17 protein-coding genes and 1 riboswitch are annotated in these 20,440 nt (G+C 72.9%); of the genes, 5 read left to right on the forward strand and 12 right to left on the reverse strand.

Annotation, left to right across the window (positions count from 1 at the left end):
* Positions 1 to 96: 96 nt before the first annotated feature.
* From ribH to ribD, 5 genes are all read right to left on the reverse strand, one after another.
* Positions 97 to 567 (reverse strand): 6,7-dimethyl-8-ribityllumazine synthase, encoded by a 471-nt coding sequence (gene ribH, locus HHX40_RS01145; RefSeq protein WP_182879089.1) that lies wholly within the window; start codon positions 565 to 567, stop codon positions 97 to 99.
* A 76-nt stretch (positions 568 to 643) separates the two neighbouring features.
* Positions 644 to 1,903: a bifunctional 3,4-dihydroxy-2-butanone-4-phosphate synthase/GTP cyclohydrolase II gene (locus HHX40_RS01150; RefSeq protein WP_138462813.1), complete on the reverse strand. Its 1,260-nt coding sequence runs from the start codon at positions 1,901 to 1,903 to the stop codon at positions 644 to 646.
* Complete coding sequence (locus tag HHX40_RS01155; protein ID WP_117409773.1) at positions 1,900 to 2,532, reverse strand: nicotinamide mononucleotide transporter family protein; 633 nt, start codon at positions 2,530 to 2,532, stop codon at positions 1,900 to 1,902. Before HHX40_RS01155 ends, HHX40_RS01150 begins: the two co-directional genes overlap by 4 nt.
* Entirely contained in the window at positions 2,529 to 3,137 is a 609-nt protein-coding gene (locus HHX40_RS01160; protein ID WP_182879090.1) for a riboflavin synthase, read from the reverse strand. Before HHX40_RS01160 ends, HHX40_RS01155 begins: the two co-directional genes overlap by 4 nt.
* Position 3,138: 1 nt before the next feature.
* Entirely contained in the window at positions 3,139 to 4,323 is a 1,185-nt protein-coding gene (ribD, locus tag HHX40_RS01165; protein WP_310737890.1) for a bifunctional diaminohydroxyphosphoribosylaminopyrimidine deaminase/5-amino-6-(5-phosphoribosylamino)uracil reductase RibD, read from the reverse strand.
* A 132-nt stretch (positions 4,324 to 4,455) separates the two neighbouring features.
* Positions 4,456 to 4,606: riboswitch (FMN riboswitch) on the reverse strand.
* Between the two features lie 350 nt (positions 4,607 to 4,956).
* Here ribD and HHX40_RS01170 point away from each other — a divergent pair.
* The 5 genes from HHX40_RS01170 (at position 4,957) to HHX40_RS01190 (ending at position 11,042) form a co-directional block, all read left to right on the forward strand.
* Positions 4,957 to 5,976 (forward strand): ABC transporter permease, encoded by a 1,020-nt coding sequence (locus HHX40_RS01170; protein WP_182879091.1) that lies wholly within the window; start codon positions 4,957 to 4,959, stop codon positions 5,974 to 5,976.
* A 34-nt stretch (positions 5,977 to 6,010) separates the two neighbouring features.
* Complete coding sequence (locus HHX40_RS01175) at positions 6,011 to 7,804, forward strand: ABC transporter substrate-binding protein (protein WP_182879092.1); 1,794 nt, start codon at positions 6,011 to 6,013, stop codon at positions 7,802 to 7,804.
* 83 nt (positions 7,805 to 7,887) lie between these two features.
* Positions 7,888 to 8,868: an ABC transporter permease gene (locus tag HHX40_RS01180; RefSeq protein WP_111700282.1), complete on the forward strand. Its 981-nt coding sequence runs from the start codon at positions 7,888 to 7,890 to the stop codon at positions 8,866 to 8,868.
* A gap of 45 nt (positions 8,869 to 8,913) precedes the next feature.
* Entirely contained in the window at positions 8,914 to 10,014 is a 1,101-nt protein-coding gene (locus tag HHX40_RS01185; protein ID WP_310737891.1) for an ABC transporter ATP-binding protein, read from the forward strand.
* Complete coding sequence (locus HHX40_RS01190; RefSeq protein ID WP_182879093.1) at positions 10,011 to 11,042, forward strand: ABC transporter ATP-binding protein; 1,032 nt, start codon at positions 10,011 to 10,013, stop codon at positions 11,040 to 11,042. Before HHX40_RS01185 ends, HHX40_RS01190 begins: the two co-directional genes overlap by 4 nt.
* Positions 11,043 to 11,139: 97 nt before the next feature.
* Here the strand turns inward: HHX40_RS01190 and rpe are convergent, their stop codons facing one another.
* From rpe to HHX40_RS01225, 7 genes are all read right to left on the reverse strand, one after another.
* Positions 11,140 to 11,811 (reverse strand): ribulose-phosphate 3-epimerase, encoded by a 672-nt coding sequence (gene rpe / locus HHX40_RS01195; protein ID WP_111700279.1) that lies wholly within the window; start codon positions 11,809 to 11,811, stop codon positions 11,140 to 11,142.
* Positions 11,812 to 11,926: 115 nt separating this feature from the next.
* Positions 11,927 to 13,486: an RsmB/NOP family class I SAM-dependent RNA methyltransferase gene (locus HHX40_RS01200; RefSeq protein ID WP_182879094.1), complete on the reverse strand. Its 1,560-nt coding sequence runs from the start codon at positions 13,484 to 13,486 to the stop codon at positions 11,927 to 11,929.
* 183 nt (positions 13,487 to 13,669) lie between these two features.
* Positions 13,670 to 14,599, reverse strand: coding sequence for a methionyl-tRNA formyltransferase (gene fmt / locus HHX40_RS01205; RefSeq protein ID WP_182875738.1), 930 nt, complete (start codon positions 14,597 to 14,599; stop codon positions 13,670 to 13,672).
* Positions 14,599 to 15,147, reverse strand: a complete 549-nt coding sequence (gene def / locus HHX40_RS01210; protein WP_117408579.1) for a peptide deformylase — start codon at positions 15,145 to 15,147, stop codon at positions 14,599 to 14,601. The genes fmt and def overlap by 1 nt, the downstream gene beginning before the upstream one ends.
* A 46-nt stretch (positions 15,148 to 15,193) precedes the next feature.
* Complete coding sequence (locus HHX40_RS01215; RefSeq protein WP_182875739.1) at positions 15,194 to 16,435, reverse strand: hypothetical protein; 1,242 nt, start codon at positions 16,433 to 16,435, stop codon at positions 15,194 to 15,196.
* 23 nt (positions 16,436 to 16,458) lie between these two features.
* A complete protein-coding gene (locus HHX40_RS01220) occupies positions 16,459 to 18,123 on the reverse strand; it encodes a hypothetical protein (RefSeq protein ID WP_182879095.1) in 1,665 nt (554 codons plus the stop codon).
* Between the two features lie 40 nt (positions 18,124 to 18,163).
* Entirely contained in the window at positions 18,164 to 20,356 is a 2,193-nt protein-coding gene (locus tag HHX40_RS01225; RefSeq protein ID WP_182879096.1) for a primosomal protein N', read from the reverse strand.
* Positions 20,357 to 20,440 lie beyond the last annotated feature (84 nt).

Raw genomic sequence — 20,440 nt, forward strand, 5'->3', positions numbered from 1 at the left:
CGGGACTGCGTACGGCGTGCCCGGCGGACGGACGGAACGTGATCACCAGTGACATCTTCCCGGCTCGGCGCTGCGGATGCGAGGATCGCGCGGGTGTCAGCCGGCGAGGCCGCGCAGGAGGACCGCGGTCTCCAGGGCGGCGATCGTCGCCTCGTACCCCTTGTCCTCCTTGCTGCCCGGCACGCCGGACCGCTCGACCGCTTGATCAAGGGTGTCACAGGTCAGCACCCCGTTGCCCACGGGGGTGGACTCGTCGAGGCTGACCCTGGTCAGCCCCGCGGTGACCGAGTCGCAGACGTAGTCGAAGTGGGCCGTGTCGCCCCGGATCACCGCGCCGAGCGCGACGACGGCGTCGCAGCGCCGCGCCAGTGCCTGGGCGACCACCGGGATCTCCAGCGACCCGGCCACCCGGACCGTGACCACGGCCGCGCCGCTGTCCTCGGCCGCCCGCTCCGCCCGGGCCAGGAGCTGGTCGGTGATCTTCTCGTGCCACCGGGCCGCGACGATGCCGACGGTGAGCCCGCCCGCGTCCACCGCCGCCGCGTCCGGCCGTCCCGCACCGCTCATGCGCCCTCCTCGCCTGACGGCTCGGAGCCGCATGCGCGGACCACGCCGTGCCTGCTTGTTCGCTCGCTTCGCTCACTCATGAGGCCTCCCTGCCGAAGTGCTCGCCGTGGATGTCGCGGGGTATGCCGCCGGAGATCTCGTGGCCGAGCCGGTCCCGCTTGGCCGTCAGGTACCGCTCGTTGTAGGGGTTCATCGCCACCGGCATGGGTTCGCGGCCGAGGACCTTGACGCCGTACCCGTCCATGCCCCGCGTCTTGGCGGGGTTGTTGGTCAGCAGCCGCACCGACTTCACGCCGAGGTCGGCCAGCATCTGCCCCGCGTTGGAGAACTCCCTGGCGTCCACCGGCAGCCCCAGTTCGAGGTTGGCGTCGACGGTGTCGCTGCCGTTGTCCTGAAGGCCGTAGGCCCGCAGCTTGGCCAGCAGCCCGATGCCCCGCCCCTCGTGGCCGCGCAGGTACACGATCACGCCGCGGCCGCACTCGGCGATCATGCGCATCGCGGTGTCGAGCTGCACCCCGCAGTCGCAGCGCAGGGAGCCGAGCACGTCCCCGGTGAGGCACTCGGAGTGCGCCCGGACGAGCACGTTCTCACCGTCGCCGAGGTCGCCGTACACCAGCGCGAGATGCTCGCCGCCGTCGAGCGCGCTGGCGTAGCCGTACGCGCGCCACATGCCGTACCGGTTCGGGATGCCGGTCTCGGCGACCCGGGTGACCATCGGCTCCGACCGGCGGCGGTGCTCGACGAGCTGCTCGATCGACACGAGCGCGAGGTCGTGCTCGTCGGCGAACTCGCGCAGCCTCGGCAGGCGCGCCATCGTGCCGTCGTCGTTGACGATCTCGGCGAGCGCGCCGGCCGGGGACAGCCCGGCCAGCCGGGCGAGGTCCACCGACGCCTCGGTGTGGCCGGGACGCGCCAGCACGCCGCCCTCGCGGTAGCGCAGCGGGAAGATGTGCCCCGGCCGCACCAGCTCGTACGGCTCGGTCGCCGAGTCGCACAGGGTCCTGATGGTCCTGGCCCGGTCGGCGGCGGAGATGCCGGTCGTCACGCCGTCCCTGGCGTCCACGCTGATCGTGTACGCCGTGCGCAGGCGCTCGCGGTTGTCCTGCACCATCAGCGGCAGGCCGAGCCGGTCGAGCGTGGCGCCCTCCATGCCCACGCAGATCACACCACTGGTGTGCCGGATCGTGAAGGCGACCAGCTCGGGCGTCGCCTTGGACGCGGCGAAGATGAGGTCGCCCTCGTTCTCGCGGTTCTCGTCGTCGACCACGACCACGGGACGGCCGTCCCGGATGTCGGCGACGGCCCGCTCGATCGGGTCCAGCCTGATGTCACTCACGCGATCACCGCCCGCAGCGTGCGCGACTGGCGCAGCCAGTCACGGAAACCGATCATCACCATCACGAAGAACAGCCCGTAGACCACCCCGGAGACGACCAGCCCGGAGCTGAACGCCAGCGGCACCCCCACGAGGTCGACGGCCACCCAGATGATCCAGAAGTCGACCAGGGCCCTGCCCTGCGCCCACGTCGCCGCCGCGCTGCCCACGAAGATGTACGCGTCGGGCCAGGGGTTCCAGGAGATGTTCCAGCCCCGGGAGTTGAGGAAGGTGAAGGTGAGCGCGACCGCCACCGTCCCGGCGACCAGCAGGCCCACGAGCGCCGCCCGCTCCCCCGGCCGCGCCGACCGGATGGGCAGCTCCGCGCCGCCGCGGGTGCCGCGCGACCACTTCACCCAGCCGTAGACCGCGAGGACGCCGAACAGCGCCTGCTTGAGCGCGTTGCCCGTGATGTGCGCGCCGACCGACGCCACGAACAGCAGGACCGACCCGAGCAGCTGCACCGGCCAGGTCCAGATCGTCTTCTTGATCGCGAGCCAGACCGTGCCCAGCGCGCACACGTTGCCCACCAGGTCGGTCCACAGGACGTGCTGGCCGTACACGTCGAATCCCGCCTCGGTCCAGCTCACGCCGCGACCTCCTTGGCGGTCGCGGCGGTCAGCTTCTCGACGTACTTGGCGATGACGTCCACCTCCAGGTTGACCGGCTCGCCCGGCTGCTTGCGGCCGAGCGTGGTGAGCTCCAGGGTGGTGGGGATCAGGCTGACCGCGAAGGAGTCGTCGCTGACCGCGGCCACGGTCAGGCTGACCCCGTCCACGGCGATCGACCCCTTCTCCACGACGTAGCGGGCGAGACCGGCGGGCAGCGAGATCCGCACGACCTCCCAGTGCTCCCCGGGCTCGCGCGACAGCACCTCCCCGGTCCCGTCCACGTGGCCCTGCACGATGTGCCCGCCGAGCCGCTGGTCGGCCCGTACGGCGCGCTCCAGGTTGACCCGCGAGCCGGGGCGCAGGGCGCCGAGCGCGGACCTGGCGAGGGTCTCCTTCATCACGTCGGCGGCGAAGGAGTCGCCCTCCGCGCCGGCCACGGTGAGGCACACGCCGTCGACGGCGATCGAGTCGCCGTGCCGGGCGTCGCCGGTGACGACCGGGCCGCGCACCGTGAGGCGCGCGGAGTCGCCCAGGGACTCCAGAGCCACGACCTCGCCGAGCTCCTCGACGATTCCGGTGAACATCTCAGCTCTCCTTAGGGGACTGTACGACCTGGGGATCCGCACCCAGGGGATCGGTGTGCGGGAAGGACTGACGAGCGGGAATCTTGGGCCGCAGGACCACCTTGAGGTCCGGCCCGAGGGGGGTCACCGAGGCGAACTCCAGCCGGTGGATCTCCGTGATCGTCGAGACGCCCGCCGGGCCGAGCGCCGCCGCGCCCGCGCCCAGCAGCGCCGGGGCGAGGTAGCCGACGACCCGGTCGACGAGTCCCTCCCGCAGGAACGCGCCCGCGAGCGTGGGACCCCCCTCTACCAGCACGCTCACGATCTGCCTCCCGTGCAACTCAGCCAGGAGAGCGTGGAGGTCTATTCCCCCCTTGGCACGGGGGATTCGTACGACGTGGGTCAGGTGGGCGGGGACCGCGGCGTCCTCGGCCACCGCGACCAGCGTCGGGACCTCGCCGTCCAGCACGCGGGCGCCCGCGGGGGTGCGGGCGCCGGGGTCGGCGACGACGCGCAGCACGGGCGTGGCGCGCGGCGAGGCGGGGAGGGCCGCCGGCGACGCGATCGAATCGACGGACGGCCGGACGGTCAGCCGGGGGTCGTCGGCGAGCACGGTGCCGATTCCGGCGAGGACGGCGTCGCTCTCGGCCCGCAGGCGGTGCACGTCGGCCCGCGCCTCGGGCGAGGTGATCCACTGGCTGGTGCCGTCGGAGGCCGCCGAGCGGCCGTCGATCGTCGCGGCGAACTTCCAGGTCACATAGGGCCTGCGGGCCCGTACGAAGGTCAGCCAGGCGGCGTTGCCCTCCTCGGCCTCCGCCGTCAGCACGCCCTCGTCCACCAGCACGCCGTGCCGCCGCAGCACCTCCGCGCCGCCCGAGGCCACGGGGTTGGGGTCGGGGACGGCGACGACGACCCGCGCCACGCCGGCCTCCAGGAGGGCGGTGGCGCAGGGCCCGGTCCTGCCGGTGTGGGCGCACGGTTCCAGCGTCACGTAGGCCGTGCCGCCCCGGGCCCGTCCGCCCGCCTCGCGCAGCGCCACGACCTCGGCGTGCGGACCGCCGGCGTAGGCGTGGAAGCCCTCCCCGGCGATCTCACCCGACGCGTCGAGGACGACGCAGCCGACGACGGGATTGGGGCTGGTGCCGCCCAGTCCCCGGGCGGCGAGCGCGATCGCGCGCCGCATGTGAAGGATGTCCCGCGAGGTCACCCGGTCTTCCTCTCGCCGTTGTCGTAACGGCGGGCCCCGGGGAACGATCGGGATGCGGCCACGCACCACTGCTCGGGCGGCCCGCTGCCGGAGCGGCCCTGTGGGACCGCCCGGCGGCATACGACCGCCCGTTCGCGCGCTTCCTCCCATCCGGACTTTCACCGTCGGTCCTGGAGTCTCACCAGGTCCACCGGCCGATGGCTTCGGCCGGGTCGCGGACTTCACCCCTGGGGGCAGGGATGTCACCGCCGGTTCGGAATTACACCGACCCCGGAGCACGCTGCTCTGCTACCCACCAGTGTAGCCACGCCCGCTTCAACGACCTAGTGCGGGTTTGCGGGGATCGGATCGGTGATCAAACAAGGATCCTTATCCGTGCGCTTCTTCTCGGGTATGTGTGGGTTATGTCACAAAGTTGTGACATAAGTGCATTCATGTAATATTCAGTGTCCCGCGGCGCGTCCACCAAGGTCAACGCGGCCGCAGGACACAAGGTGATTTACATTGCACAACGAAGCAAGAACGCGGCGAACTACCCGCGCCAAGTGATTGACCCCTGCCAAATCAGTTGCCAGGGTTCCCTATAGTCGGATCTCTTCCGATCGTTAATGGTCCACCCGGGAGCACCGAACCATGACGTTCCCCCCCTCGACCGCGACCGACGCCGCCGCGGAGCCCGCGGACACCGCGGACCCGGCCGCGTCCGGTTCCGCCGTCGTCGGCCGCTCGCCCGGACGGCTCATGTGGCGCCGCTTCCGGCGCGACAGGACAGGCGTCGCCTCGGCGATCGTCGTGCTCGCCTTCTTCCTGATCGCGCTCCTGGCCCCCGTGATCGCCTCGTTGTACGGCAAGGACCCGTACACCACGTACGGGCAGAACCAGCCCGGCCTGCTCAATCAGTTCGGCTATCCCATCGCGCCGAACGGCGGTATGAGCGGGGACTTCTGGTTCGGGCTGGAGCCCGGCCTGGGCCGCGACGTCTTCACGCAACTCGTGTACGGCATCCGCACCTCGCTGAGCATCGCCGTCATCGTGACCGTCCTCACCACGGTCATCGGGGTCGTGATGGGCGTGACCTCGGGATACCTGGGCGGCCGCACCGACTACGTGATCGGGCGGGTCATCGACACGCTGCTCGCGTTCCCCTCGCAGCTGTTCCTGATCGTCTTCCTCCCGGTCGTCGAGGCGGCTCTCGTGCTCCCCGAGGAGGAGACGCCGGTCTGGCTGCGGTACGTGTCGATCTGCGTCGTCCTCACCGTCCTCGGCTGGGCCACCATCGCCCGCCTGCTGCGCGCCCAGGTGCTGTCGCTGCGGGCGCGCGAGTTCGTGGAGGCCGCCCGCGTCACCGGCGCGTCGCCGGCCCGGGTGATCTTCAAGGAACTGCTGCCCAACCTCTGGACCCCGATCATCATCCAGGCCACGCTCGCGCTCCCGCTCTACGTCGGCGCGGAGGCGGGACTCGGCTTCCTCGGCGTGGGCATGACCGAGCCCACCCCCGACTGGGGCCGCATGTTCCAGGTGGGCGTGAACGTCTACCACTCCGACGTCACCTACCTGCTGTTCCCCGGCGTCTCGATGCTGATCTTCGTGGTGGCCTTCAACCTGCTCGGGGACTCCATCCGCGACGCCTTCGACCCACGCACCAAGCGCTGACCCAGTGAGCGCGCACCTCCATAGGAAGGACCACATGAGATCGCACAGCAGGCGATTCGTCTCCATGACGGCCGTGCTCGCGGCGGGCGCGCTGGCACTGGCCGGCTGCGCCAAGGGCGGTGGCGGCGGGGCCCCCGAGGGCGCCGCGGGCAGCTCCCAGAAGCCGCTGGAGAACAAGGCCGTCAGCGCGATATCGGTCGGCACCGCCGACGACTCCACAGGACCGGCCCCCGAGGTCCCGGGCGCCAAGCCGGGCGGCACCGTCTACATGATCGACCGTGACGACTTCAGCCACCTCGACCCCGGCCGCGTCTACATCAACTACAACGCCTCGGTCTCGGCCCTGTTCACCCGGACGCTGACCAACTACAAGCAGGACGACGCGGGCAACATCAAGCTCGTCGGCGACCTCGCGACCGACACGGGCACCACCACCGACGGCGGCAAGACCTGGAAGTTCACCCTCAAGGACGGCCTCAAGTGGCAGGACGGCGCGCCGATCACCTCCGCTGACGTCAAGTACAGCTTCGAGCGCCTGTTCGCCGACTTCATCACCGAGGGCCCCGACTACGCCGAGTCCTGGCTGGTCCCCGACCCGAACAAGCCGTTCCGCGACCAGTACAAGGGCCCGTACGACGGCAAGGAACTCGACACGATCGAGACGCCGGACGACAAGACGGTGGTCTTCCACCTGAACGCGGCGCACCCCGACTTCAACTTCACCGTCGCCATGACCGGCTACGGCGCCGTGCCGAAGGCGCACGACACGAAGCAGAAGTACGACAAGCAGCCCTGGTCGTCCGGTCCGTACAAGATCGTCAGCCACGTGACGGACAAGTCGCTCGACCTGGAGCGCAACGAGCACTGGGACAAGAACACCGACCCGATCCGGCACGCGTACCCGGACAAGTTCCACATGGAGTTCGGCCTGCAGAGCCAGCAGACCACCGAGCGCTTCATGGCCGACACGGGCAACGACAAGCAGGCGTTCACCTTCCACAACCCGGTCGCCCCCGAGCGGGTCCAGGAGGTGTTGGGCAACGCCGACCTGATGAAGCGGTCGCTGCAGGGCCTGACCCCGTTCACGACCTTCTACAACATCAACACCAAGCGGGTCACGGACGTCAACGTCCGCAAGGCGATCCAGCTGGCGTGGCCGGCCAAGCAGATCCAGCAGCTCCAGGGCGGCGAGATCTCGGCCGGGAAGATCGCCACGACCGTGATGAGCCCGACCGTCCTCGGCTACGAGGCGTTCGACCTGTACGGCAAGCTGGCCAAGCCCGAGGGCGACCCCGAGGCCGCGAAGACGCTCCTGCAGAAGGCCGGGAACCCCACCCCGACCATCGTCTACGCCTACAACCAGACGCCGACGCAGGAGAAGGTCACCATCGCCATCAAGGAGGCGCTGGCCAAGGCCGGGATCAAGGTGGTCGGCAAGCCGCTGAACGCGGGCACCTACTACGACGCCATCGGCCCGGTGGACAACAAGTACGACGTCTACTGGGGCGGCTGGGCGGCCGACTGGCCGACCGGCTCCACCGCGATCCAGCCGCAGTTCGACGGCCGCCAGATCTCCGACAACGCGCCGAACTACAGCCACCTGAACGTGCCGGAGATCAACTCCGCCATCGACAAGGCCAACGCGGTGACCGACCCCACCGAGGCCGGCAAGGCGTGGGCCGCGATCGACCGGCAGATCATGGACCAGGCCGCGATCATCCCCGAGTTCTACCAGACCTACTTCGGCCTGTACGGCTCGGGCCTCGGCGGGGTGAGGTTCGACCCGATCCAGGGCGAGCAGTCCGCGCTGAACGTCTACGTGAAGTAGCACCACCGGGTCCGCCGCCTCCGCCCCCGCGGGCGGGGCGGCGGGCCCCCGCCCGTTCCGACCGCTGGAGCACGTACGAGACCATGACCAGCTTCCTGGTACGCCGGATCCTCGGCGCCCTCATGATCCTGCTGATCATCAGCGCGGTCACGTTCTACCTCTTCTACGCCGTCCCCCGCGACCCCGCCCGGGCGTTCTGCGGCAAGATCTGCCCGCCGGAGACGCTCCAGCTGGTCCGGCACAACCTGGGCATGGACGAGCCGCTGTTCGTGCAGTACTGGCACTGGCTCGTGGGCATCTTCGCCGGCCGGGAGCTCGTGCAGTTCGGCGACTGCCCCGCCCCCTGCCTGGGCTACTCCTTCGCCACCCAGGAGCCGGTGTTCGGCGCCATCGTGGACCGCTTCCCGGTGACGCTGTCCCTGACGTTCGGGGCGTCGATCGTCATCCTCGCGTTCGGCATCATCACCGGCATGATCGCGGCCTGGAAGGTCGGGCAGCCACTCGACAAGATCGCCAGCGCCTCCTCCGTCATCGGGGCCTCGCTGCAGATCTACTTCGTCGGCCCGCTGCTGGCCTTCTACCTCGTCGACACCATGCAGCTGATCCCGCGCCCGTCCTACGTGCCGGTCACCGAGGACCCGGTGGGCTGGTTCACCCACCTGCTCCTCCCGTGGGTGGTGCTGTCGATCATCTTCACCGCGAACTACACCAGGATGACCCGCTCCCAGATGGTGGAGCAGCTCGCCGAGGACTACGTCCGCACGGCGCGGGCCAAGGGCATGTCGAACCGCGCGGTGTTCTTCCGGTTCGCCTGGCGCGGCGCGATGATCCCCATCGTCACGATCTTCGGCGTCGACCTCGCCACCCTGCTGGGCGGCGCCATCATCACCGAGCAGACGTTCACCCTCCACGGCATCGGCGAGCTCGCCGTACGGGCGGTGCAGAACAACGACCTCCCGATGCTGCTCGGCGTGACCATCGTGGGCGCCGCGATGATCGTCATCCTCAACATCGTCGTGGACGTGCTCTACGCGTTCATCGACCCGCGGGTCCGCCTGACCTGAGCCGCGCCCGAGCCGAACGCCCGAAACCTGGAACTGGAGCAGCAAGTGACCACCGTGTCGTGGAGCGGCGAGCCGGGGACCTCTCGCGGCCCCGGGCCGTTCCTGTCCGTCCGTGACCTGAGCGTCGAGTTCAGCACCGAGGACGGCGTCGTCCACGCCGTCGACGGCCTGTCCTTCGATCTGGAGAAGGGCACCACGCTCGGCATCGTCGGCGAGTCGGGGTCGGGCAAGTCCGTCACCAACCTCGCCATCCTGGGCCTGCACGACCCCGCGCACACGCGGATCGGCGGCGAGATCTGGCTGGAGGACCGGGAGCTCATCACCGCCGACCGCGCGACGATGGAGAAGCTCCGCGGCGACCGGGTCGCGATGATCTTCCAGGACCCGCTGACCGCCCTGTCGCCGTTCCACACGATCGGCCGGCAGATCGGCGAGGTCTACCGCAAGCACCGGGGCGCGAGCAAGAAGGAGGCCCGGGACCGGGCCGTCGAGATGCTCCGGCGGGTGGGCATCCCGCAGCCGGAGGTGCGGGTGGACCACTACCCCCACGAGTTCTCCGGCGGCATGCGGCAGCGCGCGATGATCGCCATGGCGCTGGTCTGCGACCCCGACCTGCTGATCGCCGACGAGCCGACCACCGCGCTGGACGTGACCGTCCAGGCGCAGATCCTCGACCTGCTCAAGGACCTGCAGCAGCAGTTCGGCACCTCGATCATCCTGATCACGCACGACCTCGGCGTCGTGGCCAACACCGCCGACGACGTCCTGGTCATGTATGCCGGGCGGGCGGCCGAGCGCGGCACCGTCCGCGAGGTGCTGCGCGAGCCGCGCCACCCCTACACGTGGGGCCTGCTGTCGTCGATGCCGCGGCTGAACTCCAGCGTGGACGTCCCGCTGAAGCCGGTGCGCGGCACTCCCCCGAGCCTGCTCAACCCGCCCTCCGGCTGCCCGTTCCATCCGCGCTGCGACTATCCGCGGCTCGCCGGGCCCGAACTGTGCTTCCGGCAGCGGCCGGACGTCTCCCCCGAGACGGGTCACGGGGACGCCTGTTATCTCACCCTCGAACAGAAGAGGGAACTTCGCACCACCCAGGCCTCGGACCAGACCGAGGCCCAGATCGACGCTCGGACCGAGGACGGCGCATGAACGAGACGCTGCTGGAGCTCAAGGGGCTGGTCAAGCACTTCCCCGTACGGGGTGGCACGCTGATCAAGCGCCAGGTCGGGGCGGTCCACGCGGTGGACGGCATCGACCTCGCCGTCGGCGAGGGCGAGACCGTCGGCCTGGTGGGCGAGTCGGGCTGCGGCAAGTCCACCACCGGCCGCCTGGCGGCCCGCCTGCTCGAACCCACCTCGGGCGAGATCCTCTATCGCGGGCGGAACATCGCCCACAGCTCGCGCCGGGAGCTCAAGCCGATCAGGCCCGAGATCCAGATGATCTTCCAGGACCCGTACAGCTCGCTCAACCCGCGCCAGACCGTCGGCACGATCATCCGCGGGCCGATGGAGGTCAACGACATCGACCCGCCCGGCGGGCGCAGGCGGCGGGTGCAGGAACTACTGGAGATCGTCGGCCTCAACCCCGAGCACTACAACCGCTTCCCGCACGAGTTCTCCGGCGGCCAGCGGCAGCGCATCGGGATCGCCCGCGCCCTGGCGCTCGACCCCAAGCTGATCATCGCCGACGAGCCGGTGTCGGCGCTGGACGTCTCCATCCAGGCCCAGGTGGTCAACCTGCTGCAGGAACTGCAGCGCGACCTCGGCATCGCGTTCCTGTTCATCGCGCACGACCTCGCGGTCGTACGGCACTTCTCCCAGCGCGTCGCGGTCATGTACCTCGGGAAGATCGTCGAGATCGGCGACCGCGCGTCGATCTACGAGCGGCCCCGGCATCCGTACACGCACGCCCTGCTGTCGGCGGTGCCGGAGCCCGACATGTCGAGCGAGCCGCGTGAGCGCATCCGCCTGGCGGGCGACGTGCCCTCTCCGATCAACCCGCCGTCCGGCTGCCGGTTCCGCACACGCTGCTGGAAGGCCCAGGACAAGTGCGCCGAGGAGGTGCCGCCCCTGGTCCGGCTCAGCGGCAACCGCGAGGGCCACCTGACCGCCTGCCACTTCCCCGAGGCGCCCACCACCCAGGGCGAGGACGTGGTCCTCGACCCCGCCCTGGCCTGACCCCGGCCCGTCCAGAGGCCGGCCGCGCGGGTCCGCGGCGTGACCGGGCGCAGCCCGGCCGGCAAGCCCGACCGAGAAGCCCGTTCGGATGGGCCGGTCAGGAGGGCGGGGTGGCCCGCTCGGCGAGGTTCCTGAGCTCCGTGACGGCACGGGCGGGGTCGTCGGCGCCGTAGACGGCGTTGCCGGCCACGAAGACGTCGGCCCCGGCCTCGGCGCAGCGCTCGATGGTCTCCGTGGACACGCCGCCGTCGACCTGGAGCCACACCTCGCCGCCGTACTTGTCGATCAGGGTGCGGGCCCGCGACACCTTCGGCAGCACGATGTCGAGGAAGCGCTGCCCGCCGAAGCCCGGCTCGACGGTCATGACGAGCAGCATGTCGATCTCGGGCAGCAGGTCCTCGTACCCCTCCACGGCGGTCGCCGGGTTCAGCGCGAGACCGGCCCTCGCCCCGGCCGCGCGGATCGCCCGCAGCGTTCGCACGGCCGCCTTGGCGGCCTCGGCGTGGATCGTGACGCTGCCCGCGCCCGCCTCGGCGTAGTCGGGCGCCCACCGGTCCGGCTCCTCGATCATGAGGTGGCAGTCGACCGGCGTAGAGGTCGTCTTCAGCAGGGACTCGACGACCGGCAGGCCGAGCGTGAGGTTGGGCACGAAGCGGTAGTCCATCACGTCGACGTGGAGCCAGTCGGCGACGTTCTCGACCCGCGCGGCCTCGTCGGCGAGGCGGGCGAAGTCGGCGGACAGGATGCTGGGCGAGATCTGAACGGCCATAGTCCCTGCAGTCTATTCAGCCCTGGCGCCAGGTCCCCGCCCCCGCCCTGTGCCGCCTCGTGCCGTCCCGGGGCCGGTCCGGGGCCGGTCCGGGAGCCCGCGGCGAGGACCCTCTTCAGGGACGGCGCAGCAGCGCCAGGAACATCGCGTCGGTGCCGTGCCGATGCGGCCAGAACTGCGCGTACGGCCCGTCGCCGAGCCCTGGGACCTCGGGCAGGAACGCGCGCGCGTCCAGCACCTCGGCCCGGTCGCGCACGTCCTCCACCACCGCGCGGGTCTCGGCCAGGTGCGGCGAGCAGGTCACGTACGCCACGACGCCGCCCGGCCTGACGGCCTCCAGTGCCGAGTCGAGCAGCCGCCGCTGCAACGCGGTGAGCTCGGGGATGCTCCGGGGGTCGCGCCGCCACCGGGCCTCCGGCCGTCTGCGCAGCGCGCCGAGCCCCGTGCAGGGGGCGTCGAGCATCACCCGGTCGAACGCGCCGGGCCGCCAGGCGGGCCGGGTGCCGTCCGCCGTGATCACCTTCGCCTCGCGGGTGGTGCCCCAGACCAGACGGGCGCGGTGATACTGCAGGTCGGCGCCGAGCAGCCGGGCGCCCCGCTCCGTGGCCACCGCGTCGAGCAGCCCGGCCTTCCCGCCGGGGCCCGCGCACATGTCCAGCCAGGTCGTGTCGTGGTCGAGCGGCACGCGGGTCAGCGCGAGCGCGACAAGCTGGCTGGCCTCGTCCTGGACCGCCGCCCGCGCCTCCCCCACCGCCGCGAGGGAGCCGGGGTCGCCCTCCGGCAGATACGCGGCGTACGGCGAGTAGGCGCCGGGCTCCGCCCCGGCGGCGAACAGCTCCTCCACCGTGGCCCGCCCGGGCCGCGCCACCAGCGCCACCCGGGGCCGCTCGTTGTCGGCCTCCAGCAGCGCGGCCGTCTCGTCCAGGTCGCCGCCGACCGCGTCGCGCAACGCGGTGACGATCCAGCGCGGATGGCTGTAGCTGACGGCGAGGTGGCCGGCCGGGTCCTCCTCGCGGGGCGGCGCCACGATCTCCAGCCACTGCTCCAGCGTCCGGCCCGCGACCTTCCGCAGCACGGCGTTGGCGTACTTGGACGGGCCCGGCCCGACGCGCAGCCGCACGAGGTCGATGGTGGCGCTGACCGCGGCGTGGGGCGGGATCCGGGTGCGCAGAAGCTGGTGCACGCCGAGACGCACCGCGTCGAGCAGCGGCGGGTCGACCTTCTCCGGCGGGCGGTCGCTGCACGCGGCGATCACCTCGTCGTAGGTGCCGAGGCCGCGCAGCGTCCCGTAGGCCAGCTCGGTGGCGAGGGCCGCGTCCCGGCCGCTGATCCGCCGCTGCCGCAGCAGCGTGGGCATGAGCAGGTTGGCGTACGCGTCACGCTCGTCGACGGCCCGCATCAGGTCGTAGGCGGCGTTACGCGCCTCGTCGCGCGGCGGGCGGCCACGGCCCTGCCTCCGCTGCCCGCTCCTCGCCTCGGGGGCGGCCTGCCCGGCGTGCCCCGTCTGCGCGCCGCGGCCCGGCCGGGCCCGGCCGGCACCGCCGCGCGGTCCGCCACCCTGTCCGCCGGCCTGGCCACCGTTCTGTCCGCCGCCCCGGCCCTCTGCCTGGCCGCTCCGCCGGCCGCGCGGCGCGCCGCCCCCGGCGTCGCCACCCTGGCCCCTGCCCTGCTTCACCCTGCCACCCTCGACCCTGCCACCCTCGACCCTGTCATCCGTGAACCAGCGGGCAACCCTAGCGCCTTCCTCCGACACCCCGCCGCCCGGCGCACGATCCGCCCGCGCCGTGCACCGCCCGGAACGCGTCCGCCTCGACGCGGCGCCGCCCGGTCACGTCGGTGGTGGTGGCCACCAGGTCCCTCAGACCAGCGTCTCACCGTCGGCGAAGCGAACGCCGCGGCCCCACTCGGCGGCGGTCATCTGCCGCTTGCCCTGCGGCTGCACCTCGCCGAGCTCGACGGGGTGGCTGGCGGTGCCGACGAGCACGGTCTTCCTGGTGGCCGCGATCTCGCCCGGGGCGAGCTTGTCCGCGTCGGGGGCGAGCCGCACCGGGCCGATCTTGACCCGCTGGCCGCGGAACTCCGTCCAGGCGCCGGGAGCCGGGGTGCAGGCGCGCACGAGCCGGTCCACCCGCATCGCGGGCGCGGCCCAGTCGACGCGCGCGTCGTCGACCTCGATCTTCGGGGCGAGGCTGACGCCGTCCGCGGGCTGCGGGCGCGCCTCCAGGGCGCCGTCCTCGACGCCGTCCAGCGTGGCCAGCAGCAGGCCCGCGCCGGCCTCGCCGAGCCGGGCCAGCAGCGTGCCGCTGGTGTCGTCGTCGCGGATCGGCTCGGTCAGCACGCCGAAGACCGGCCCGGCGTCCAGCTCCTTCACGATGCGGAAGGTCGAGGCGCCGGTGACGTCGTCACCGTGCAGTACGGCGTGCTGGACGGGGGCCGCGCCCCGCCACGCCGGCAGCACGGAGAAGTGCAGGTTGATCCAGCCGTGGGGCGGGATGTCGAGGGCCGTCTGCGGAAGCAGCGCGCCGTAGGCGACCACCGGGCAGCAGTCCGGGCCGATCGCCCGCAGCCGGTCGAGGAAGTCCGGGTCGCCGGCCTTCGCCGGTCTGAGCACCTCGATGCCCGACTCCTCCGCGAGCTGGGCCACCGGGCTGGGGTGCACCTTCCGCCCCCGGCCCGACTGCGCGTCCGGCCGGGTGACGACGGCGGCCACCTCGTGCCGGGGCGAGTCCAGCAGGGCGCGCAGCGACGGCAGCGCGGTGTCGGGGGTGCCGGCGAAGACCAGGCGCACTACAGGGCCCGTCCCTGCGTGGCGTGCGGCGAGATCTTCACCACCGGGGCCGACAGGCCGCTCCACTCGGCCTCGCGGATCGCCTTCATGGCGAGCTTGCGCTGCTTCGTGTCCATCCTGTCGATGAACAGCACGCCGTCCAGGTGGTCGGTCTCGTGCTGGAAGCAGCGCGCCATGATGTCGGTGCCCTCGATCGTCACCGGCTCGCCGTGCATGTTGAAGCCCTTGGCGACCGCCCGGATCGCCCGCGGCGTGGGGAAGGACAGGCCGGGGAAGGACAGGCAGCCCTCCTCGCCCTCCTCGTCCAGCTCGTCGCCGAGGTCGAGATCGGGGTTGATCACGTGGCCGAGCTGCTCGTCCACGTAGTAGGTGAACACGCGCAGCCCGACGCCGATCTGCGGCGCGGCGAGCCCGGCGCCCGGCGCGTCCATCATCGTGTCGGTCAGGTCCTTCACGAGCCTGCGCAGCTCCTTGTCGAAGTCGACCACCGGCTCGGCCGGCGTGCGCAGCACGGGGTCGCCGAACAGGCGGATCGGCTGAATGGCCAAGGGTCGGCTCCGTTCACGTCACATACACGAGGAGGATCACCACAGTCTATGTGCGCGACCGCACCTTCATCGCCGTCTTCCTGGCCGTCTTCGCGATCAGCGGATCGGGGTGGTGCCGGCCGAGCATCTCCAGCACGGCGAGGGCGTCGGGGTGGTCGGCCCGGCCCATCTCGGGCACCAGCGCGAGCAGGTCCTCGCCGAGCAGGTCGAAGTGGGCCACGGAGTCGACCGGGGCGCCGATGTAGAGCAGGGCGGCGAGGGTGTCCACCGCCACCCAGGCGCCGTCGCCCTCGCCGAGGGCGGGCGCCTCCAGGTCCCGCACGCCCAGCCAGGCCGCGGCGTAGCGCCACATCATCGGCTCGTCCAGGGCCTCCCGTACGGCCTGCGCGGCCTCGGGGCCGAGCTCCTCCAGCACGGTCCCCGCAGTGCCGCGCTGGGCCGCGTCGCCCGACGCGGCGATCTTGATCAGCTCCCGCGCGGCGTCCTCCGGGACCCGGCGCTCCAGCCAGAGGGTGGCGGCGCTGGCGGACGCCCGGCCGTGCAGCATCGCGTCGATGAGGTCGGCGGCCCCCAGCTCGGCCAGCGCGGCCACCTCGCCCAGGGACGGCGCGTCGTGGCCCTCCCGCAGCAGGTCGCGGCGCACCGCCCACACGCCCGGCTGGCTGAGGCGGACCAGCTCGCCGGTCAGCTCGATCAGCCCGCAGTACTCCAGCAGCGCCATCGCCGCCGACAGCTCGCCCGGCAGGGTCATCCGCAGCCGCCGCAGGTCGGCCGGCCGCGCCTCGCATCCCACCTCGTGCGCCTGCAGGATGCCGCCGGCGAGCGCCGCGAGCGGCATGCCCTCGCGCACCGAGTAGATCGTGGCGAGGATCTCGGTGAGGTGCTCGTCGACCACGGCCGAGCCGGTGAGGCCCTCCTCGGTCCGGTCGAGCACGTCCATGACCACGCCGTCCCAGAACTCCATGGGGTCGGGCACCCCCGGCCCGGGGCGGGCGCCCTGGCGGGTGACCTCCACGAGACGGCCGTTCACCGCGACCACCCACAGCAGCCGGAGCCGGGCGGCCGCCAGGTCCAGCGCGGCGACGACCGCCTCCGCCTCGGCCGGGTGCGGCAGCCCCTCCTCGGTCACCTCGCAGACGCCCTGGGGGGAGGCCGCGCAGCGGCCCCCGACCCACTCGGCGAGGCGGCGGGCGTCGCGTACGAGGGGGACCTCCCGGACCGCGTGGACGAGCTCCTCGTCGGGGGCGATGTCGACCGGCGGGAAGGTGAGCACGTCGCTGTCGGCCATTCCAGCAACTTACTGCACAGCAGTCACCTGATGCCCCGCGAACGTGCCTTGAAGGCCGCTTTCCGGGCGGCCTTCGCGGCGGCCTGGTCCCGCAGCGTGTTGCCGAGCAGCTCCAGGACCTCGACGACGTCGGGGTGCTCCACCCGCCACATGTCCTCGATCAGATGCGGGGGCGGGCCGGAGGCCGCGATGTTCTCCGCGAAGCCCTCGGGGTCGGCCTCGGCGGCGGGCAGCGCCAGCGCCAGCATGTCGACGCTCATCCACAGCACCTCCTCCGGCGTGAGCGCGGGGGCCTCCAGGCCGCGTGAGGAAAGCCAGTGGATGGCGTGCGGGCGAAGCTCGGTGTCGTCCAGGTAGGACCGCACGACGGGAGCCGCCTCCCGGCCCAGCCGGTCGACGATCGTCACCGCGACCCCGCGCACCTCCGCCGGGGCGCCCGCGACGGCGGCCAGCAGCTCCGCCGCGGCCTGCTCGGGCGTACGGCGGGACAGCCACTCGGCGATGTCCCGTTCGGCCGCCTCGTCCGCCGGGCCGTCGCCGATGAGGCCCGCGATGAGGCCGCTCGCGTCGCCTTCGGCCAGGTCGGGGGCGAGCGGCGCGTCCATGCCCATGCCCGCGTACACCTCGCGCAGGCCCCACAGGGCGTGCGTGGTGAGGGCCAGGCCGTCCTCCGTACGCTGGACCGTTCCCGCGTACGCCAGGCCGGTCAGCGCCTCGTCCAGCCGCCCCACCGGCCGCCCGTCGGCCAGTTCACGCAGGTAGTCGGCGAGCGCGTCCACCGGGACGGGCGACTGCAGCCGGTAGAGCAGGTCGTGGATCTGGGCCATCCCGTCGTCGACCACCCGCTCGCCGGTCAGCGGCACCAGGCCCTCGATCAGCAGCTCCAGCGCCCCCGTCCACAGGTCGAGCACCTCCTCGTCGCCGCGCTCCGCCAGGTCGCGGAAGCCCTCGGCCGCCTCGACGGCCGGAGGGCCGGAGTGCGCCAGCCCCAGTTCGAGCGCCAGGCGCCAGGCGGCCTCGGGGCGTCGTACGCCGAGGCCGTCCCTGATCGCGCGGGCGTCCGCGGCGCGCAGCGAGCGGCGCAGGGTGAGGGTGCGGCGGCCCTCCGCCAGCCACGTCACCACGCGGTGGGCGTCGACCAGCAGCGGCACCTCGCGCGCCGCCCGCGCCACCTCCTCGGCCGGGGCGAGCCGTACGGGCGGCAGCGGCGCGCAGCCGGGGCAGTCGCAGTCGGGGCCGTCCGTCTCCCCCTCTGCCCGGCCGCCCGCGGCGTCGAGCTCCAGCGAGTCGGGGCCGATGGCGCTGAACAGGCTCTTGGCCATGCCGAACTTGGACGTGTCGGCGAGCGCCCGGGGCATCTCGGGCTCGATCTCGTCGATCGTCGCCCGCATCCGGGCGGCGGTCTTGCCGCCGATCTCGCCCGTGTCCAGGAGGAACTCGACCAGCGTGCGCGCCGCGGCCACGGTCTCCGGCGCGCTCTCGGGCGGCGCGATGACCTTGCGCGGGTAGATCTCCAGCAGGAGCTCCTCGAAGGTCCCCGGCCGGAAATCGCCCAGCTCGTTGACCTCCAGATAGTCGCTGGCGTAGTCGCACAGCAGCCGTACCTCGTCGACGTCGACCTCGACGTTCCTCTCCCGCCCCCAGGCGCGGAGGCCGTCGACGGCCCGGTTCACCCATTCGATCGACACACACGCACGCTAACGGCTCGCTTTGTGCGAGGCGAATCGGTCAGATGAGATCGAGCGGATCAATGTTCACTCGGACCACCTCCGGTGCCTTGCGTGCCGAGCGCACCCCGGAGGCGCCCTTGAGCGCGCGGGCGAGCGCGGAGCCGAGGTGACGCGGCACCCGGACCATGGCGCGCTCCTGCCCGCCGTCCACCGGAACCGGCCCCAGCACCTGCGCCCCTGCGGGCAGATCGGCGCCCGCCAGCGTCTCCCTGACGGCCGCCGCCGGGCCGGTCAGCGTGGCCAGCCGCACGGCGGGCGGGAAGCCCAGCTCGGTCCGGTCGTCGAGCTCCCGCTCGGCGAAGGTGACGGTGTCCCACCGCAGCAGGGCCTGTACGGCCGGGACCGCCGCGTCGGCCATGACGACCAGCTCGCCCGCCGGCCGCAGCAGCGCGGCGGCGTTCGCCCAGCGCCGCAGGGTCTCCTCGGCCGCGCGCAGGTCGGGACGGCCGAGCAGGGCCCATCCGTCAAGTAGCACGCCGGCCGCGTAGCCGCCGTCGGGCACCGGTTCGGCCCCGGGGGTGGCCACGACCAGTGCCGGAGCGCCGCTGACCCTCGCCAGGACCCCGTCGCGTCCGCTCGTGCGCACGGCGACGGACGGGAAGGCCCGGCCCAGCTCCTCCGCCGTCCGCCGGGCACCCACGATGACGGCCCGCACGCCGGTCCCCCCGCAGGAGGGGCAGCGCCAGTCGCCCGCGATCCGGCCGCACCAGCGGCAGTACGGCATGGCGTGCCCGCCCCGCAGGGCCAGCGGTCCCGAGCAGACCGGCCCCGAATACGACGGCTCCGAGTGCGGCTGCTCCGCGTGCGACGGCTCCGTGGCGAGGCGGACCGGCGGCGCGCCCGAGCAGCGTGCGGGGGCGCGGCAGTGGCGGCACGCGAGCGCGGGCAGGTAGCCCCTGCGCGGGACCTGCACGAGGACGGGCCCGTGCTCCAGGCCCTCGCGCAGCGCCCGCCAGGCGACGCTGGGCAGGCGGGCGGCCCTGGCCGCCTGGTCACGGGCCAGTTCGGCGTCGTCGCCCGCGGGGCGCACTCTGGGGGCCCGCGCCCGCACCACCGCGCGGTCGGGCACGAGGGGGCCCGCCCAGCCCGTGTCGACGAGCGCCGTCGCCTCGGCGGTGCGGGCGTAGCCCCCGACGAGCAGGCCCGCTCCCGCCTGGTGGGCGCGCAGGCCGAGGACCTCCCGCGCGTGGGGATAGGGGGCGTGGCGCTCGGCGTGCAGGTCGTCGCCGTCGTCCCAGATGACCGCGAGGCCCAGCCGGGCCACCGGGGCGAAGGCCGCCGGGCGGTTGCCCACCGCGATGCCGGCCTCCCCGCGCAGCGCCTTGAGCCAGCGCCGGTATCGCTCGGCGGGCCCGAGGTCCGCGGTGATCGCGACGTGCGGGGTGTCGCCCAGAGCCTCGGCCACCAGGGCCACGTCCTTGCCGTCGGGAACCACCACGACGACGCCCCGGCCGCCGTCCAGCGTCGCCCGCGCGGCGGCCGCGATCGCGTGGGGCCACGTCGGCCCGTCGGCGTCCGTGCCGGGCAGGGCGGTCCACACCGCCCGCGGCGCCCTGCCCTCGGCCAGCGCCTCCAGGAACGAGGCCCCCGCCGGATAGGCCTCCCACGGACCCGCGTACGCATCCTTCCCCGCCGGGGCGGCGGCGCCGGCAGGAGCGGGGAGATCGGTGCGGCGGACGGGGGTGCGCGCCTCGGCCTCGACCCGGGCGTGCCGCGGCGGCACCGCCAGCCGCAGGACGTCCGGCAGGGTCCCGGCGTAGCGGTCGGCCACCGCACGGGCCAGGCGGGCGATCTCGGGGGTGAGAACGGGCTCCGGGGAGATCACCCGCTCCAGGAAGGACAGCCGTCCGCCGTGTTCGCTTTCCGCCAGCCGTTCGAGCAGGTAACCGTCGGCGAGCTGACCGGCGAACCGGACCCGCACCCGGCAGCCGGGCACGGCCTCGGCGTCCATCTCGGCGGGGACGAGGTAGTCGAACGGCCGGTCCAGGTGCGGCAACGGCGTGTCCACCACGATCCTGGCGACCGGAAGGCTCGCCGCCGCCTCACGCGCCCCCTTGCGCGCGCCCGCCCGCGTCCGCTCCGTGCCCGCCGCACGAGTCCGCCCGGCGGGCTGGATGAACCGCTTCCCGGCGGCGGGAGGCGCCGGTAGGAGCGCCTCCTGCGGATGAGGGGCACGGGTCGGCTCGGTCACGTGTACGTCCTACCAGACCCGGCGGGCCGCAATCGCCCACAGGCCCGCGGGCTGTGCGCGAAGCCGGTCGAGGGTCCGGGCCGG

It is taken from the genome of Microbispora sp. H10949 (genome assembly GCF_014161435.1).
GTDB lineage: Bacteria > Actinomycetota > Actinomycetes > Streptosporangiales > Streptosporangiaceae > Microbispora > Microbispora triticiradicis.